General features: G+C 60.3%; 20 protein-coding genes. All 20 read left to right on the forward strand.

What is annotated here, in order from left to right; all coding sequences use genetic code 11:
- Positions 1 to 42 precede the first annotated feature (42 nt).
- Positions 43 to 372, forward strand: coding sequence for a flagellar hook-basal body complex protein FliE (gene fliE / locus HU765_RS16750; protein WP_186550711.1), 330 nt, complete (start codon positions 43 to 45; stop codon positions 370 to 372).
- A gap of 14 nt (positions 373 to 386) precedes the next feature.
- A complete protein-coding gene (gene fliF / locus HU765_RS16755) occupies positions 387 to 2,174 on the forward strand; it encodes a flagellar basal-body MS-ring/collar protein FliF (protein WP_186621800.1) in 1,788 nt (595 codons plus the stop codon).
- Positions 2,167 to 3,186 (forward strand): flagellar motor switch protein FliG, encoded by a 1,020-nt coding sequence (gene fliG / locus HU765_RS16760; protein ID WP_039761172.1) that lies wholly within the window; start codon positions 2,167 to 2,169, stop codon positions 3,184 to 3,186. The genes fliF and fliG overlap by 8 nt, the downstream gene beginning before the upstream one ends.
- A gap of 4 nt (positions 3,187 to 3,190) precedes the next feature.
- Positions 3,191 to 3,997, forward strand: coding sequence for a flagellar assembly protein FliH (gene fliH, locus HU765_RS16765; RefSeq protein WP_186621801.1), 807 nt, complete (start codon positions 3,191 to 3,193; stop codon positions 3,995 to 3,997).
- Positions 3,987 to 5,345, forward strand: coding sequence for a flagellar protein export ATPase FliI (fliI, locus tag HU765_RS16770; protein WP_186621802.1), 1,359 nt, complete (start codon positions 3,987 to 3,989; stop codon positions 5,343 to 5,345). The genes fliH and fliI overlap by 11 nt, the downstream gene beginning before the upstream one ends.
- A gap of 6 nt (positions 5,346 to 5,351) precedes the next feature.
- Complete coding sequence (gene fliJ / locus HU765_RS16775) at positions 5,352 to 5,801, forward strand: flagellar export protein FliJ (protein WP_186550703.1); 450 nt, start codon at positions 5,352 to 5,354, stop codon at positions 5,799 to 5,801.
- Positions 5,802 to 6,002: 201 nt separating this feature from the next.
- Complete coding sequence (locus tag HU765_RS16780; RefSeq protein ID WP_186550701.1) at positions 6,003 to 6,308, forward strand: STAS domain-containing protein; 306 nt, start codon at positions 6,003 to 6,005, stop codon at positions 6,306 to 6,308.
- A 5-nt stretch (positions 6,309 to 6,313) separates the two neighbouring features.
- A complete protein-coding gene (locus HU765_RS16785) occupies positions 6,314 to 8,017 on the forward strand; it encodes a fused response regulator/phosphatase (protein WP_186621803.1) in 1,704 nt (567 codons plus the stop codon).
- Between the two features lie 30 nt (positions 8,018 to 8,047).
- Positions 8,048 to 8,395, forward strand: a complete 348-nt coding sequence (locus HU765_RS16790; protein ID WP_186621804.1) for an Hpt domain-containing protein — start codon at positions 8,048 to 8,050, stop codon at positions 8,393 to 8,395.
- Between the two features lie 106 nt (positions 8,396 to 8,501).
- Positions 8,502 to 9,860 carry a flagellar hook-length control protein FliK gene (locus HU765_RS16795; RefSeq protein ID WP_186621806.1) on the forward strand — a complete coding sequence of 453 codons (1,359 nt, stop codon included), beginning with the start codon at positions 8,502 to 8,504 and terminating at the stop codon, positions 9,858 to 9,860.
- A gap of 212 nt (positions 9,861 to 10,072) precedes the next feature.
- A complete protein-coding gene (gene fliL / locus HU765_RS16800) occupies positions 10,073 to 10,576 on the forward strand; it encodes a flagellar basal body-associated protein FliL (protein ID WP_186550692.1) in 504 nt (167 codons plus the stop codon).
- Positions 10,577 to 10,585: 9 nt separating this feature from the next.
- Positions 10,586 to 11,554, forward strand: coding sequence for a flagellar motor switch protein FliM (gene fliM, locus HU765_RS16805; RefSeq protein WP_003222890.1), 969 nt, complete (start codon positions 10,586 to 10,588; stop codon positions 11,552 to 11,554).
- A gap of 51 nt (positions 11,555 to 11,605) precedes the next feature.
- Positions 11,606 to 12,067, forward strand: coding sequence for a flagellar motor switch protein FliN (fliN, locus tag HU765_RS16810; RefSeq protein ID WP_186550690.1), 462 nt, complete (start codon positions 11,606 to 11,608; stop codon positions 12,065 to 12,067).
- The gene (fliO, locus tag HU765_RS16815; protein ID WP_186621808.1) at positions 12,068 to 12,520 is read left to right on the forward strand and encodes a flagellar biosynthetic protein FliO; all 453 of its coding nucleotides are present in this window, start codon (positions 12,068 to 12,070) and stop codon (positions 12,518 to 12,520) included.
- The gene (gene fliP / locus HU765_RS16820; protein WP_186550686.1) at positions 12,520 to 13,278 is read left to right on the forward strand and encodes a flagellar type III secretion system pore protein FliP; all 759 of its coding nucleotides are present in this window, start codon (positions 12,520 to 12,522) and stop codon (positions 13,276 to 13,278) included. Before fliO ends, fliP begins: the two co-directional genes overlap by 1 nt.
- Positions 13,275 to 13,544 (forward strand): flagellar biosynthesis protein FliQ, encoded by a 270-nt coding sequence (gene fliQ, locus HU765_RS16825; RefSeq protein ID WP_186550684.1) that lies wholly within the window; start codon positions 13,275 to 13,277, stop codon positions 13,542 to 13,544. Before fliP ends, fliQ begins: the two co-directional genes overlap by 4 nt.
- A gap of 3 nt (positions 13,545 to 13,547) precedes the next feature.
- Positions 13,548 to 14,333, forward strand: a complete 786-nt coding sequence (gene fliR, locus HU765_RS16830; RefSeq protein WP_186550682.1) for a flagellar biosynthetic protein FliR — start codon at positions 13,548 to 13,550, stop codon at positions 14,331 to 14,333.
- Between the two features lie 3 nt (positions 14,334 to 14,336).
- On the forward strand, positions 14,337 to 15,476 hold the full coding sequence (gene flhB, locus HU765_RS16835; protein ID WP_186621809.1) for a flagellar biosynthesis protein FlhB: 1,140 nt from the start codon (positions 14,337 to 14,339) through the stop codon (positions 15,474 to 15,476).
- Between the two features lie 112 nt (positions 15,477 to 15,588).
- The gene (locus tag HU765_RS16840; RefSeq protein ID WP_186621810.1) at positions 15,589 to 16,257 is read left to right on the forward strand and encodes a hypothetical protein; all 669 of its coding nucleotides are present in this window, start codon (positions 15,589 to 15,591) and stop codon (positions 16,255 to 16,257) included.
- A 510-nt stretch (positions 16,258 to 16,767) separates the two neighbouring features.
- A partial coding sequence (locus tag HU765_RS16845; RefSeq protein WP_186621811.1) for a hypothetical protein occupies positions 16,768 to 17,039 on the forward strand: 272 nt, incomplete at its 3' end.

Genomic DNA, 17,039 nt, shown 5'->3' on the forward strand with positions numbered 1-17,039 from the left:
AGTGAGTGTCAAAAAATTGCGGGCCGCCCAAGAGAGTAGACCATGAGCCAAGGTATTGAATTTAATCGGTTGATGATGGACATGCAGGCCATGAAAGTGGATGCCATGTCTGCGCGTAAATCGACTGCCGCTGTCCCTGAACTGGCGGGCAGCAGCTTTTCCGACATGCTCGGTCAGGCGATCAATAAAGTCAGCGATACCCAGCAGGCCTCGACTCAACTGGCCAACGCTTTCGAAATCGGCAAGAGCGGCGTCGACCTGACGGACGTGATGGTCGCTTCGCAAAAAGCCAGCGTGTCGTTCCAGGCTCTGACCCAGGTGCGCAACAAGCTGGTTCAGGCTTACCAAGACATCATGCAGATGCCGGTTTAAGGGCGAAATAAGTCATGGCAGAAGCAGTCGCTGATAACGTTCCGGCCAAGGCCACCCCGATCGACGGCAAACCGCCGCTGTTCGGCCTGTCCTTTCTGGAAAACCTTTCCCAGATGACCGTGCTGCGTCAGGTCGGCCTGTTGGTCGGTCTGGCGGCGAGCGTGGCGATTGGCTTTGCCGTGGTGCTGTGGTCGCAGCAGCCGGATTACCGTCCCCTGTACGGCAGCCTCGCCGGCCTGGACGCTAAGCAGGTCATGGAAACCCTGGCCGCCGCTGACATTCCTTACAACGTAGAACCCAATTCTGGCGCCTTGCTGGTCAAGGCCGACGACCTGTCCCGTGCGCGGATGAAACTCGCGGCCGCTGGTGTCACTCCCAGCGACGGCAACATCGGTTTCGAAATCCTCGACAAGGAACAAGGTCTGGGCACCAGCCAGTTCATGGAAGCGACCCGTTATCGTCGCGGCCTCGAAGGCGAACTGGCGCGGACCATTTCCAGCCTGAACAACGTTAAGGGTGCCCGTGTGCACCTGGCGATTCCAAAAAGTTCGGTGTTTGTCCGTGACGAGCGCAAGCCAAGCGCCTCGGTGCTGGTCGAGCTGTACAGCGGGCGTTCGCTGGAGCCGGGTCAGGTGGTGGCGATCATCAACCTGGTGGCAACCTCCGTACCCGAGCTGAGCAAATCGCAGATCACCGTCGTCGATCAGAAGGGCAACCTGCTCTCCGATCAGGCGGAGAATTCCGAAATGACCATGGCCGGCAAGCAGTTCGATTACAGCCGCCGCATGGAAAGCATGCTCACCCAGCGCGTGCACAACATTCTGCAACCGGTACTGGGCAACGATCGCTACAAGGCTGAAGTCTCGGCCGACGTCGATTTCAGCGCCGTTGAATCGACTGCCGAGCAGTTCAACCCGGATCAACCGGCGTTGCGCAGCGAACAGTCGGTCAATGAACAACGCACCGCCAGCAATGGCCCGCAAGGTGTGCCGGGTGCCTTGAGCAACCAGCCACCGTCGCCGGCCTCGGCGCCGCAAACCACTGGTGGCACCGCCGCACCGGCCGGCATGATTCAACCGGGCCAACCGCTGGTTGACGCGAACGGTCAGCAGATCATGGACCCGGCCACCGGCCAGCCGATGCTCGCGCCGTACCCGGCCGACAAGCGTCTGCAATCGACCAAGAACTTCGAACTCGACCGTTCGATCAGCCACACCAAACAACAACAGGGCCGCCTCAATCGTCTGTCGGTGTCGGTGGTGGTCGACGATCAGGTCAAGATCAACCCTGCCAACGGTGAAACCAGCCGTGCGCCGTGGAGCGCCGACGAATTGGCGCGCTTCACTCGTCTGGTGCAGGACGCCGTCGGTTTCGACGCCAGCCGTGGCGACAGTGTCAGCGTGATCAACATGCCGTTCTCCGCCGAGCGCGGCGAAGTGATTGCCGATATTCCGTTCTACTCCCAGCCTTGGTTCTGGGACATCGTCAAACAAGTGCTGGGTGTGCTGTTCATCCTCGTGCTGGTGTTTGGTGTGCTGCGTCCGGTGCTCAACAACATCACCGGTGGCGGCAAAGGCAAGGAGCTGGCCGGTCTGGGCAGCGACGTGGAACTCGGTGGCATGGGCGGCCTGGATGGCGAACTGTCCAACGACCGCGTGAGCCTCGGTGGTCCGCAGAGCATTCTGTTGCCGAGCCCGAGCGAGGGTTATGACGCGCAACTGAATGCAATCAAGAGTCTGGTAGCTGAAGACCCGGGTCGCGTGGCTCAGGTCGTGAAAGAGTGGATTAACGCAGATGAGTGATAACCGAGCCGCCGCCGTCAAACTGACCAAGGTCGACAAAGCCGCGATTCTGCTGCTGTCCCTGGGGTCGACCGATGCTGCGCAAGTGCTGCGCCACATGGGCCCGAAAGAAGTCCAGCGCGTCGGCGTAGCCATGGCGCAGATGGGTAACGTCCACCGCGAGCAGGTCGAGCAGGTGATGAGCGAATTCGTCGACATCGTCGGCGACCAGACCAGCCTCGGTGTCGGTTCCGACGACTACGTGCGCAAGATGCTCACCCAGGCCCTGGGCGAGGACAAGGCCAATGGCCTGATCGACCGCATCCTGCTCGGCGGCAACACCAGCGGCCTCGACAGCCTGAAATGGATGGAGCCGCGCGCGGTGGCCGACGTCATCCGTTACGAACACCCGCAGATCCAGGCGATCGTGGTCGCGTACCTCGACCCGGATCAGGCCGGTGAAGTGCTCGGCAACTTCGACCACAAAGTGCGTCTGGACATCATTCTGCGCGTTTCGTCGTTGAACACCGTGCAACCGGCAGCCTTGAAAGAACTCAACCAGATTCTCGAGAAGCAGTTCTCCGGCAACTCGAACGCCTCGCGCACCACCCTGGGTGGCATCAAGCGTGCGGCCGACATCATGAACTTCCTCGACAGTTCGATCGAAGGCCAGCTCATGGACTCGATCCGCGAAGTCGACGAAGACCTGTCCGGTCAGATCGAAGACCTCATGTTCGTGTTCAACAACCTCGCCGACGTCGACGACCGCGGTATTCAGGCGCTGTTGCGCGAAGTGTCTTCCGACGTGCTGGTGCTGGCCCTCAAGGGGTCGGACGAAGGCGTCAAGGAGAAGATCTTCAAGAACATGTCCAAGCGTGCTGCCGAACTGTTGCGCGACGACCTCGAGGCCAAAGGCCCGGTGCGCGTCAGCGACGTCGAAACCGCGCAGAAGGAAATCCTCACCATTGCCCGTCGTATGGCCGAAGCCGGCGAAATCGTGCTCGGTGGCAAGGGTGGCGAGGAAATGATCTAAGCCCATGGACAAGCCTGACGAGTCTGTGACGGATCTGATCCGCGCCCGCGATGTTCGTGGCTTCGAATCCTGGGCAATGCCCAGTTTCGATCCGCCGAAACCGGAACCCGAGCCTGAGCCGGAACCCGAACCGCCGGAAATGGAGGAAGTGCCGCTGGAAGAAGTCCAGCCACTGACTCTGGAAGAACTCGAAAGCATCCGTCAGGAGGCTTACAACGAGGGCTTTGCCATCGGCGAGAAAGAAGGTTTTCACAGCACCACGCTCAAGGTACGTCAGGAAGCTGAAACAGCGCTGGCGGCGAAAATCGCCAGCCTTGAGCTGCTGATGGCCAACCTGTTCGAACCGATCGCCGAACAAGACACCCAGATTGAAAAGTCGCTGGTCGACCTCGTGCAACACATCGCCAAACAAGTGATCAAGCGCGAACTGGCCATCGATTCGACCCAGATCGAACACGTCATGCGTGACGCCCTCAAACTGTTGCCGCTGGGCGTTGAAAACGTGCGCCTGTACGTCAACCCGCAGGACTTCGCTCAGGTCAAAGCCCTGCGCGAACGCCATGAAGAAAGCTGGCGCATCGTCGAAGACGAGTCCTTGTTGCCGGGCGGTTGCCGGGTTGAAACCGAGCACAGCCGCATCGACGCCAGCGTTGAATCGCGGGTGACGCAGGTTATGGCGAAACTGTTCGACCAGTTGCACGAGCAGGCTCTGCACCCCGCAGCGCCTGACTTGAGCCTGGAAATCCCTGAGGACACCCCAGCGGCTGTCGACCCTGACGAGCCGCGCGCGGACGCCAGCGATGCGCCTTGAACGCACCAGCTTTGCCAAGCGCCTGAGCACCTATGCCGAGGCCACCGAGATTGCCGGTGCGCCGATTCTCGAAGGCCGTCTGCTGCGCATGGTCGGCCTGACCCTTGAGGCTGAAGGCCTGCGCGCCGCCATGGGCACCCGCTGCATGGTGATCAATGACGACAGCTACCACCCGTCCCAGGTGGAAGCGGAAGTCATGGGTTTTTCTGGCAGCAAAGTCTTTCTGATGCCGGTCGGCAGTGTCGCCGGCATCGCTCCCGGTGCCCGTGTGGTGCCGCTGGCCGATACCGGGCGCCTGCCGATGGGCATGAGCATGCTCGGCCGCGTACTCGATGGCGCCGGTCGTGCGCTGGACGGCAAGGGCGGCATGAAGGCCGAAGACTGGGTGCCGATGGATGGCCCGACAATCAACCCGCTCAACCGTGACCCGATCAGCGTGCCGCTGGACGTCGGCATCCGCTGCATCAACGGTTTGCTGACGGTCGGCCGTGGTCAGCGTCTGGGTCTTTTCGCCGGTACCGGTGTCGGTAAATCGGTGTTGCTGGGCATGATGACGCGCTTCACCGAGGCCGACATTATCGTCGTCGGCCTGATCGGCGAACGCGGTCGCGAAGTTAAAGAATTCATCGAACACATCCTCGGCGAAGAAGGCCTCAAGCGTTCGGTCGTGGTCGCCTCGCCGGCGGACGATGCACCACTGATGCGTATGCGCGCGGCGATGTACTGCACGCGCATCGCCGAGTATTTCCGCGACAAGGGCAAGAACGTTTTGCTGCTGATGGATTCGCTGACGCGTTTCGCCCAGGCCCAGCGGGAAATCGCCCTGGCTATTGGCGAGCCGCCTGCGACCAAGGGCTATCCGCCGTCGGTATTCGCCAAACTGCCGAAACTGGTCGAGCGCGCCGGTAATGCCGAGAGGGGCGGTGGTTCGATCACGGCGTTCTACACGGTGTTGTCCGAGGGCGATGACCAGCAGGACCCGATTGCCGACTCGGCGCGGGGCGTGCTCGATGGCCACATTGTGCTGTCCCGGCGTCTGGCCGAAGAAGGGCACTATCCAGCGATCGATATTGAAGCGTCGATCAGCCGGGTGATGCCGGCGGTGGTTTCGGCCGAGCACATGCAGCGCGCGCAGTATTTCAAGCAATTGTGGTCGCGCTATCAGCAGAGCCGCGACCTGATCAGCGTCGGCGCCTACGTCGCTGGCGGCGATCGCGAGACCGATCTGGCGATTTCCCTGCAACCGCAGTTGGTCAGGTATCAGCGCCAGGGCCTCAACGACAAAATCAACATGGGCGAAAGCCAGGCTTATCTCGAAACCCTGTTCGCCCCCGCGGCAGGCGGGTAACCGCTCATGGCCGTCAGCCGCGCCGCGCGCCTGGCACCGGTGGTGGACATGGCCGAGAAGGCCGAGAAAACCGCCGTGCAGCGCCTCGCCTATTTTCAGGGGCAGGTGAAGGTTGCTGAAAGCAAACTGGCCGACCTCAATGCCTTTCGTCTGGATTATTCGCAGCAATGGATCGTGCGCGGCAGCACCGGCGTGTCAGGGCAGTGGTTGCTCGGCTTTCAGGGCTTTCTGGCGCAACTCGACACCGCGGTTGATCAACAGCGTCAGAGTCTGGTCTGGCACCAGAACAATCTGGACAAGGCCCGCGAAGCCTGGCAACAGGCCTTCGCTCGCGTCGAAGGCCTGCGCAAGCTGGTCCAGCGCTATCGCGACGAGGCGCAACGCCTCGAAGACAAGCGTGAGCAGAAGCTGCTCGATGAACTGTCGCAGCGCTTGCCACGGCGTGATGCGTTCTAGCCTTCACCCAAATCTCCTGTGGGAGCGAGCCTGCTTGCGAAGGCATTCGACCCATTGATGCAAATGTTGACTGACATGACGCCTTCGCGAGCAGGCTCGCTCCCACACTTCCCCCACATTTGTTCCAGCGTTGCGCCTTGCCCCATCCCTATCCAGATGCTAAACCTTGTACAGGTTCGTCAATGACAAGGAAGCCAGTCAATGTCAGTCGTTACAGAAGTGTCGCCAGATGGTCACAAGCTGACAATCGCGATCAAAGGGCGCTTCGATTTCGGTCGCCACCAGGAATTTCGCGAGTCGTATGAAAAACTCAATACGAAACCCGAATCCATTGTGGTCGATCTGAAAGAAGCCACCTACCTCGACAGCTCCGCGCTGGGCATGTTGCTTCTGCTGCGTGACCACGCGGGCGGCGACGACGCGGACATCCGCGTCGTCAACAGCAGCTCCGACGTGAAGAAAATCCTCGCGATCTCCAATTTCGACAAACTGTTCGACATCAGTTGACGGCCATGCAGGCGCTTGAGCCGCTGACGATCCTGATCGCGGAAGACAGCGCGGCCGACCGGTTGCTGCTGTCGACGATCGTCCGTCGCCAGGGCCATGAAGTGCTGACCGCGGCTGATGGCGCGCAAGCCGTTGCGGTTTTTCGCCAGCAGCAGCCCGATCTGGTACTCATGGACGCGATGATGCCGGTGATGGACGGTTTCGAGGCCGCCCGGCAGATCAAGGCACTGGCAGGGGAAGCGCTGGTACCGATCATCTTTCTCACCTCGTTGACCGAAAGCGAGGCGCTGGCCCGTTGCCTGGAGGCGGGTGGCGACGACTTTCTGGCGAAGCCGTATAACCAGGTGATCCTGGCCGCCAAAATCAAGGCGATGGATCGCTTGCGCCGTTTGCAGGCGACGGTGCTGGAACAACGCGACCAGATCGCCCGACATCACGATTACCTGCTCAACGAACAGCGCGTGGCCAAGGCAGTGTTCGACAAGGTCGCGCATTCCGGTTGCCTGAGCGCGCCGAACATCCGTTACCTGCAATCGCCCTACGCGCTGTTCAACGGCGATCTGCTGCTGGCGGCCTACACGCCGGCCGGCGACATGCACGTCATGCTTGGCGACTTCACCGGGCATGGCTTGCCGGCGGCGGTTGGCGCGATGCCGCTGGCCGAAGTGTTTTATGGCATGACCGCCAAGGGCTACGGCCTGGCCGAAACGTTGCGCGAGATGAACGCCAAGCTCAAGCGCATCCTGCCGGTAGACATGTTCTGCTGCGCGACTTTGCTGTGCCTGAGTTCCGAGCGGCGCTCGGTGGAGGTGTGGAACGGCGGCATGCCCGACGGGTATCTGCACCGCCTTGCCACTGGCGAGCGCGAACCGCTGGCCGCGCGCCATTTGCCGTTGGGGGTGTTGAGTCCGCAGGCGTTCGACGACCGCACTCAAGTGCATTCGATGGCGGTCGGAGATCGGGTATTTCTGTTGTCCGACGGGGTGATCGATACCAGCGATGCCAACGATCAGTTGTTCGGCGTCGAGCGCTTGCAGCAGGTTTTTGCCGCTAATCGAGAGCCAGACCGGCTGTTCGAGGACATTGAACAAGCCCTGCGCGATTTTCGCGGGCAGGCGCGCGACGATGTCAGCATGGTTGAAGTCAGCCTGCTCGAATCGGCGCAGGCGCAAGGCTCGGCGCCGATGTATTCCGACAGCGGCCAGTCGTGCCCGCTGGACTGGTCGGTCAGCTTCGAATTTCGCGGCGCTACGCTCAAGCGTTTCAATCCGTTACCGTTTCTCCTGCAATTGCTGCAGGAGGTACATGGACTGCGCGCGCAGAGCGGCGCGTTGTACAGCGTGCTCGCCGAGTTGTATTCCAATGCATTGGAGCACGGTGTGTTGGGGCTGGATTCCAGTCTCAAGCGCGATGCGTCGGGTTTCGCCCGTTACTACGAATTGCGCAACGAACGGCTACAGGCTCTGCAGGACGGTTTCGTCCGCGTGCATCTGCAGGTTGAGCCGCTGGGCGAGGGCGGACGTCTGGTCGTCCGGGTCGAAGACAGCGGCAAAGGCTTCGATGTGGATCAGGTCATGGAGCGACCGCTGGACGCTGTCCGTTTGTCGGGGCGCGGACTCAGTCTGGTACGCCAATTAGGGCATAACGCCCGGTGGTCGGACCAAGGTCGTAGTGCTCGCGTGGAGTTTTTCTGGGAGATTGAGGCATAATCCGCCCATTCTTGATCAAGGAGTGAGCAAGTGACTGACCCACATGTAGACCGCGACGTCCTCGACACCTTGCGTGAGGTGATGGAAGACGGCTATCAGGAGTTGCTGGAAACCTTTCTGGCGGATTCGGAAAGCCGCCTGCAGGAGTTACAGGGCACCACCAGCGCCAAAGCCTTGTCCGATATCGCCCATAGCTTCAAGGGCAGTGCCAGCAACATGGGTGCGGTTTGGCTGGCTGCGTTGTGCCAGGAGCTGGAGTCGAACGCCAAAGACAAAAATCCGCAAGCACTCGCTCAACTGGTCGCCGACATCCACAAGGAATTTTCTGACGTGCGCTCTGTGTACGAAGACGAAAAACACCACACCCACACCCACTAAGCGCCGCCGTCCGGCACTTTTCTCAAGCGCCGGGCTAAACTGGCCCGGCACTTGCAGCCATCTTCCGTAACTGTACCTACGATCCCAGTGCAGCGGAGACCGTGTCATGCCTGCGACCCCTAACATTCTTCTTCAGACCGCCGCCCAGGCCAAGGCGCAAGCCGCCTCTGCCAAAACGTCGACAGTGGCCGCAGATGCCGGGGACAAGGCTTCCAGCTTCGCAAAGGTGTTTGCCGATCAGGCGCCGGCCAAGCCTGCCGTGAACCCTGACAGTTCAGTCAAACCGGCACGTGACAAGGCCGCTGACAACAGCGGCAAAAAGGATGTCGGCAACGATAACGCTGCCGCGCCTGAGCCGACGGTTGCCGATAGCGGCAAAGCGTTGCCTGCCGAAAAACCGGTTGCCAGCGACGGCGAGACGGTTCCCGATGACGCTGCCGCAGAAACTGTGCAGACCCCTGTGGTGGATGCCGCGCCTGTAGACCCGGCGCTTGACCCTGCGTTGGTGCAAGTCGTTCAACCGCTGGTGGCGACACCTGTCGTGCAAGCGCCGGTAGTCGCAACGCCAGCCCAGCCGGAAACCGAAGCCCCTGCGCTGGCGGTCTTACCGGGCATGGTCAAAGATCCGGCGCCGACCGACAGCGAATTCGACCCCTCGGCCGACCCACTCGATTCATTGCCGGCCGTGCGCATGGCGATGGAGCAGGGCGGGCACATTTCCGCCGCCAGCCAGGCGCAACCCAAAGCATCCCCTGCCCAGGCTCAGGCCGATGGCGAATTGACCTCGGCACAGAACTTTGCCGCCGGCATGGCCAGCATGCTTGACGTACAGGCCGACAAGGACAGCACCAGCCAGGGCGGCGAAAAGGCTTTCAGCGGACTGATCGACGATGGCCTGAAAGATTTGAAAGCAGCCACCAGCGACACCCGCGTCGACGACTTCGCCAACCGTCTGGCAGCGCTGACCCAGGCCGCGACACCGAAAACCGCGAATGCGCTGCCGGTGAACCAACCGATCGCCATGCACCAGAGCGGCTGGACCGAGGAAGTGGTCAACCGCGTCATGTACCTGTCCAGCGTCAACCTCAAAGCCGCCGACATTCAGTTGCAGCCCGCTGAACTGGGCCGTCTGGATATCCGTGTGAACATGGTCCCGGATCAGCAGACCCAAGTGACGTTCATGAGTGCGCATCCGAGTGTGCGCGAAGCCCTCGACGGGCAAATGCACCGCTTGCGCGAGATGTTCACCCAGCAGGGCATGGGCCAGGTCGACGTCAACGTGTCTGATCAGAATCGTGGCTGGCAGGGCCAGGAACAGGCGCAACAGGGTCAGCAGGGCCGCGCCCGCGCGGCTGGTGGGCGTCTGGATTCGGCAGACGAAGAATTGACCCCGGCGACCGTGGCTGAAGTGGCTGCTCAAACCACAAGCGTGATTGGCAGCAGCGCGGTCGACTATTACGCCTGACACGACGCTGTACCCCCTGTGGGAGCGGGCTTGCCCGCGAATGCGATGTCACATTCAACATTGATGTTGTCTGTCACAGCGCTTTCGCGAGCAAGCCCGCTCCCACATTGGTTTTGTGGCACCGTTCAGATAGCGCTGACACTTCTGGCATAACACTTGCTCTTGCCTTGCCGTGCGACTGTGAAACCCCCGATTAGTGACGGATTATTGGCATGGCGAAGAGCGAAGCTGCAGCAGTAAAAGACCCCGCAACCAAAGGCAAACTCAAGCTGATCATCGTGATCGTGCTGGCGTTGCTGGTGGCCATTGGTGCATCCGTGGGGGCGACCTGGTTCTTCATGCACAGCGCCCAGAGCAAGCCCGCCGAGGCGGCCGATGCCGCGCCGGTCGGCAAGCAACCGGCGATCTTCGAGCCAATGGCGCCGGCCTTCGTTGCCAACTACAACCAGAATGGCCGTCAGCGCTACATGCAGGTGAGTATCACCATGCTGGCGCGTAACCAGGCCGATCTGGAAGCGCTCAAAGTGCACATGCCGGTGATCCGCAATAACCTGGTGATGCTCTTCTCCGGCCAGGATTTCGCCACACTGGCGACCCCGGTCGGTCAGGAAATGTTGCGCCAGAAGGCCACCGCCAGCGTTCAGGAAGTGGCGCAGAAAGAGCTGGGCAAAGTGGTGATCGAACAGTTGCTTTTCACTAATTTCGTACTGCAGTAGGAACACGACATGGCCGTGCAGGATCTGCTGTCCCAGGATGAAATCGATGCGCTGTTGCATGGCGTCGACGATGGTCTGGTACAGACCGATAACGCTGCCGAACCCGGCAGTGTCAAAAGCTACGACCTGACCAGCCAGGATCGCATCGTCCGTGGACGCATGCCGACCCTGGAAATGATCAACGAGCGTTTTGCCCGTTACACCCGCATCAGCATGTTCAACATGCTGCGTCGCTCGGCAGACGTTGCTGTCGGTGGCGTGCAGGTAATGAAGTTCGGCGAATACGTGCACTCGCTGTACGTGCCGACCAGCCTCAACCTGGTCAAGATCAAACCGCTGCGCGGCACCGCGCTGTTCATCCTCGACGCCAAACTGGTGTTCAAACTGGTGGACAACTTCTTCGGTGGCGACGGCCGTCACGCCAAGATCGAAGGGCGTGAATTCACCCCGACCGAACTGCGCGTGGTGCGCATGGTGCTGGAGCAAGCGTTTGTCGACCTGAAAGAAGCCTGGCAGGCGATCATGGAAGTCAATTTCGAGTACATCAACTCGGAAGTGAACCCGGCCATGGCCAACATCGTCGGCCCGAGCGAAGCGATTGTCGTATCGACTTTCCACATCGAACTCGATGGCGGTGGCGGTGATTTGCACGTGACCATGCCGTACTCGATGATCGAACCAGTGCGCGAGATGCTCGACGCCGGTTTCCAGTCGGACCTCGACGATCAGGACGAGCGCTGGGTCAACGCCCTGCGTCAGGACGTGCTCGATGTCGACGTGCCGATTGGCGCCACCGTGGCTCGCCGCCAGTTGAAACTGCGCGACATCCTGCACATGCAGCCGGGCGATGTGATCCCGGTGGAAATGCCGGAAGACATGATCATGCGCGCCAACGGCGTACCGGCCTTCAAGGTCAAGATGGGCTCGCACAAAGGCAACCTCGCGTTGCAGGTGATCGAGCCGATCGAGCGTCGCTGAGGCGGCGTTTTCACCCCCGTATTTAACTGAATTGTTGCCCGCCGAGGACACATGATGAACGACGATATGAACGCCCAGGACGATCAGGCACTGGCCGATGAATGGGCTGCTGCCCTGGAAGAGACCGGTGACGCCGGTCAGGCCGACATCGATGCACTGCTGGCCGCCGATGCCGGCGTGTCGAGCTCCAACCGTCTGCCGATGGAAGAGTTCGGCAGCGTGCCGAAGAACCACGATCCGGTGACGCTGGACGGTCCGAACCTGGACGTCATCCTGGACATTCCTGTGTCCATTTCCATGGAAGTGGGCAGCACCGACATCAACATCCGCAACCTGCTGCAACTCAACCAGGGTTCGGTGATCGAGCTTGATCGTCTGGCCGGTGAGCCGCTCGACGTGCTGGTCAACGGCACGCTGATCGCACACGGCGAAGTGGTGGTAGTCAACGAGAAGTTCGGCATCCGCCTGACCGACGTGATCAGCCCAAGCGAACGCATCAAGAAGCTGCGCTGAGTGAAACGGTTTCTCTGGGCGCTGCTGGCACTGCCCTTGAGCGTGCTGGCCGCCGAGCCGAGCGCCACCGCCGCCGCGCCTGTCGCGGCGGCGCCAATGGTCAACAGCGGCGTGGCCGGGCAATTGACGCAACTGGTGTTCGGCTTGCTGCTGGTGGTGGGGTTGATCTTCTTCCTCGCCTGGCTGCTGCGCCGGGTCCAGCAGGCGGGGCCGGCGGGCAAGGGTCAGGTGATCGAACTGATCGGCTCCCGCGCGCTGGGCCCGCGCGATCGCCTGCTGCTGGTACAGGTCGGCAACGAGCAGATTCTGCTCGGCCTCAGCCCCGGCACCATCACCGCGCTGCATGTGCTCAAAGAGCCAGTCGAAGTGCCCGATAACAGCGAAAAAGCCACGCCGGAATTCGCCCAGCAGTTGCTGAAGATTCTCGGCAAGGATCAGAAGGATAAGAAGTAATGGCTGCGCTCCGCATCGTCCTGACGCTGGCCCTGTTGCTGGCCGCGCCACTGGCGTTCGCCGCCGATCCGTTGTCGATTCCGGCGATCACGCTGGGCACCAACGCCGACGGCGCGCAAGAGTATTCGGTCAGCCTGCAGATCCTGCTGATCATGACCGCGCTGAGCTTCATTCCAGCGGCGGTCATCCTGATGACCAGTTTCACGCGGATCATTATTGTCTTTTCGATCCTGCGACAGGCCCTCGGCCTGCAACAGACGCCGTCGAACCAGATCCTCACCGGCATGGCGCTGTTCCTGACGATGTTCATCATGGCGCCGGTGTTCGACCGGGTGAACAAAGACGCGTTGCAGCCGTACCTGGCGGAAACGCTGACGGCCCAGCAGGCAGTGGAAAAGGCTCAGGTGCCGATCAAGGACTTCATGCTGGCGCAGACCCGCACCAGCGATCTCGAGCTGTTCATGCGCCTGTCCAAGCGTACCGATATCGCCACGCCTGATCAGGCGCCGCTGACGATTCTGGTGCCTGCGTTTGTCACCTCCGAGCTGAAAACCGCGTTCCAGATCGGCTTCATGATCTTCATCCCGTTCCTGATCATTGACCTGGTCGTGGCGAGCGTGCTGATGGCCATGGGTATGATGATGCTCTCGCCGCTGATCATTTCGCTGCCGTTCAAGATCATGCTGTTCGTGCTGGTCGATGGCTGGGCGCTGATCATCGGCACGCTGGCCAGCAGTTTTGGAGGTGTCTCGCCATGACGCCGGAAGTCGCGGTCGATATCTTTCGTGAAGCGCTGTGGCTGACCACGTTGATGGTCGCGATTCTGGTGGTGCCGAGCCTGCTCGTCGGTCTGCTGGTCGCCATGTTCCAGGCCGCCACGCAGATCAACGAACAGACCTTGAGCTTCTTGCCGCGTCTGCTGGTGATGCTGGTGACCCTGATCGTCGGTGGTCCGTGGATCGTGCAGACGTTCATGGAGTACATCATCGACCTGTACAAAAACATTCCGCTGGTCATCGGCTAAGCCATGCAGTCGCTGCTTCAGCTGACCGACACCCAGATCAGCACCTGGGTGGCGACGTTCATGCTGCCGCTGTTTCGTGTGGCGTCGATGCTGATGGTCATGCCGGTGTTCGGCACAACCCTGATTCCGCGGCGGGTGCGCCTGTATTTTGCCGTGGCGATCACCGTTGTGATTGTCCCGGGGTTGCCGCCGATGCCGGCCGTCAGCCCTCTTGATCTCAGCGGCTTGCTGCTGATTGCCGAGCAGATTCTGGTTGGCGCGGTGCTCGGTTTTTCCCTGCAGCTGTTTTTCCAGGCGTTCGCGGTGGCCGGGCAGATTGTCGCGATCCAGATGGGCATGGGCTTCGCCTCGATGGTCGACCCGGCCAACGGCGTCTCGGTGGCGGTGATCGGGCAGTTCTTCACCATGCTGGTGACGTTGCTGTTCCTGTCGATGAACGGCCATCTGGTGGTGTTCGAAGTCCTCACCGAAAGCTTCACCACGCTGCCAGTAGGCAGCGGCTTGATGACCGCGCATTACTGGGAGCTGGCCGGCAAGCTCGGCTGGATTCTGGGGGCTGCACTGTTGCTGGTGTTGCCGGCAGTGACCGCGCTGCTGGTGGTCAACATCGCCTTTGGTGTGATGACCCGGGCGGCGCCGCAGTTGAACATTTTCTCCATCGGCTTTCCGCTGACCCTGGTGCTCGGGCTGTTTATTGTCTGGGTCGGTTTGGCGGACATTCTCAACCAGTATCAACCGCTGGCCACTGAGGCCTTGCAGTTGCTACGCGAACTGGCACGGGCGCGCTGAGTCATGGCAGAGAGCGAAAGCGGTCAGGACAAAACAGAAGACCCCACGGAGAAACGAAAAAAGGACTCCCGTGAGAAGGGTGAAATTGCCCGCTCCAAAGAGCTCAACACCCTTGCGGTGATGATGGCCGGTGCCGGTGCGCTGCTGATCTTCGGCGGTATGCTCGCCGAAGAATTGATGGATCTGATGCGCCTGAACTTCAATCTGTCCCGCGAAGTGGTCATGGATCAGGGCGCCATGGGCCGGTTTTTGTTGCAGTCGGGCCTGATCGCCCTGCTGGCGATTCAGCCGATCATGATCACCTTGTTGCTGGCCGCGCTGATTGGGCCGATTTCTTTGGGTGGCTGGCTGTTCGCCGCCAGCTCCCTGGCGCCCAAATTCAGCCGGATGAACCCGGCGGCAGGCCTCAAGCGGATGTTTTCGTTCAAGGCCGTGGTCGAGTTGCTGAAGGCGCTGGCCAAATTTCTGATTACCCTGTCAGTGGCCTTGATGGTGTTGTCGGCAGACGTCGATGACCTATTGCGGATCGCCCATGAACCGCTGGAACAGGCGATCATTCACAGCGTCGTGCTGGTCGGCTGGAGTTCGCTGTGGCTGGCCTGCGGCCTGATCATCATCGCCGCGGTGGATGTGCCGGTGCAGATCTGGGAGAGCATGAAAAAGCTCAAAATGACCAAGCAGGAAGTGCGTGACGAGCACAAGGATCAGGAAGGTCGGCCAGAGGTCAAACAGCGCATTCGCCAGACCCAGCGCGAAATGTCCCAGCGCCGCATGATGGCGGCAATCCCTGATGCCGACGTGGTCATCACCAACCCGACCCACTACGCCGTGGCGCTCAAGTACGACGCAGAGAAGGGCGGCGCGCCGATGCTGCTGGCCAAGGGCAGCGATTTTCTAGCGTTGAAGATTCGTGAAATCGCCGTCGCCAACAACGTCATGCTCCTCGAGTCGCCAGCGCTGGCGCGTTCGATCTACTACTCCACCGAACTCGACGAAGAAATTCCCGGCGGGCTGTACCTGGCGGTTGCTCAGGTGCTGGCCTACGTCTACCAGATCCGCCAGCACCGCGCTGGCAAGGGCAAACGCCCGGATCCGCTGAAGGATGATTTGCCGATTCCGCCGGATTTGCGGCGTGATTCCTGACGTGCCGTTTGTCTGAAAGGCTTCGCTACCTGTTAGATCTGACAGTAGACAGCAGTCTTGTGTCGCGCTGCCATAGACGCGGGAATAACCCCGGGGCACCGAGACCACGATCATGGTAGACCGCACCTACAAAAAACTCGAAGGAATGACGCTGGAGTATGTTTCAGGGCTGTTACAGGACAACCCCAAGGAGAGTTCGATCTATTACGAGGTTACCTTCGACCTTGGCCTGGACTTCCGCCATTTTGAAAAAATGGCTAATTCCTATATCCCTGGCTACCTGAACAATCCGATCAACGCCATCAGGCCTGAACTGGACGGTATCGCTTACCACTATTCCTACAACTACCTGTTCCGTCACGCCGGGAACATTCACGACAGTGAGGCGTTGTTCAAGGTGTTCGCTTCGCCAGCTTATTATATGAACCAGTGGGGGATAGGGGCGGAGTTGGAAGTGCGTTATGGCGAGCCGGCGTTTGAACCCGGCGGAGGCAAACTGCGCATCACCGCACGCCAGGACTTCCGGTTGAAGAATGGAAGCGGCAAGATTCAAATCGAAAATTTGCCGATCATCTCGTTCAACTGGGCGCTTAACCTGATGCTAGGCCATCTGAAAATGCCCGTCATCGCTTCGCCAGGTAGTGTGGTGGTGTGTATGTATACGGAGGAAGACAAGGTGGATGTCGGCGGGCTCAAGATGTTTCGGGGGGCGCGGTACATGGTGGGTTCGAGGCTCGCCTTCGGCGTAATCAAGCCCGGGCAGATTCTGACGGCGCAGTGACCAGATAAAGCAAAAGATCCCAGCGCAAGGCTGCGATCTTTTGTTTTTTTAGCTGGGAATATCTTCAGCGAAACGTGTTTGGCATGCGCTGAATAAGCGTCCCTTTTGTTAACCGCTGTCATATCTCAATCGTAGGCCACGAAAATTTCGCCGGTCATGGGATTTACCCTGATTGAACGCAAATGGTTTTTTCCAGTATCGATTTTCACCACTTGGAACCATGCCCATGAAATGCAGGCGGGTCTTACACCGCTGGGGCGCTGTATTGCCTGTCAGGCAGCCTTCGACCGACCTCCAGTGACCACAGGTTTTTGAGTCCGATCAGGATCCAATGTGGGAGCGAGCTTGGTCGCGAAAGCTAACGTTCAATTACCACGCTCGTTGACAGGTACCACTTGAACTCCGCACCACCCGTCGGATTCAGGCCTGCACCTGTCAGATCTGACAGGTGCGCAAGCCCACCATTACGCGTTAACTCACTCCGTCGCCTTTGCCCACGGAGTCAACGCCATGTCCAGCCCCAGCAAGCCCCTCGTCCTCGCGGAACTCGTGATTCCTGGTCGCACCGGCCCGGTAGCGCAAACTCCTGTGAAAATCTGGGGCATCAACATCGCGGCCGCGTTGGGCAATTTTCCACTTTATGGTCTGCTGTGCCAGGCGGGTCCGTGGGGGAACATGGCGGTTGGCGACACATTGACCCTCTATTGGGGCACCGGGCAAAACGTGTGGGTTGAAACCGTCGACCAGACCGAAGTCAAAACGCAACTGAGTATGTTCGTGCC

The organism is Pseudomonas sp. SWRI81 (assembly GCF_014268545.1).
Classification (GTDB): domain Bacteria; phylum Pseudomonadota; class Gammaproteobacteria; order Pseudomonadales; family Pseudomonadaceae; genus Aquipseudomonas; species Aquipseudomonas hamedanensis.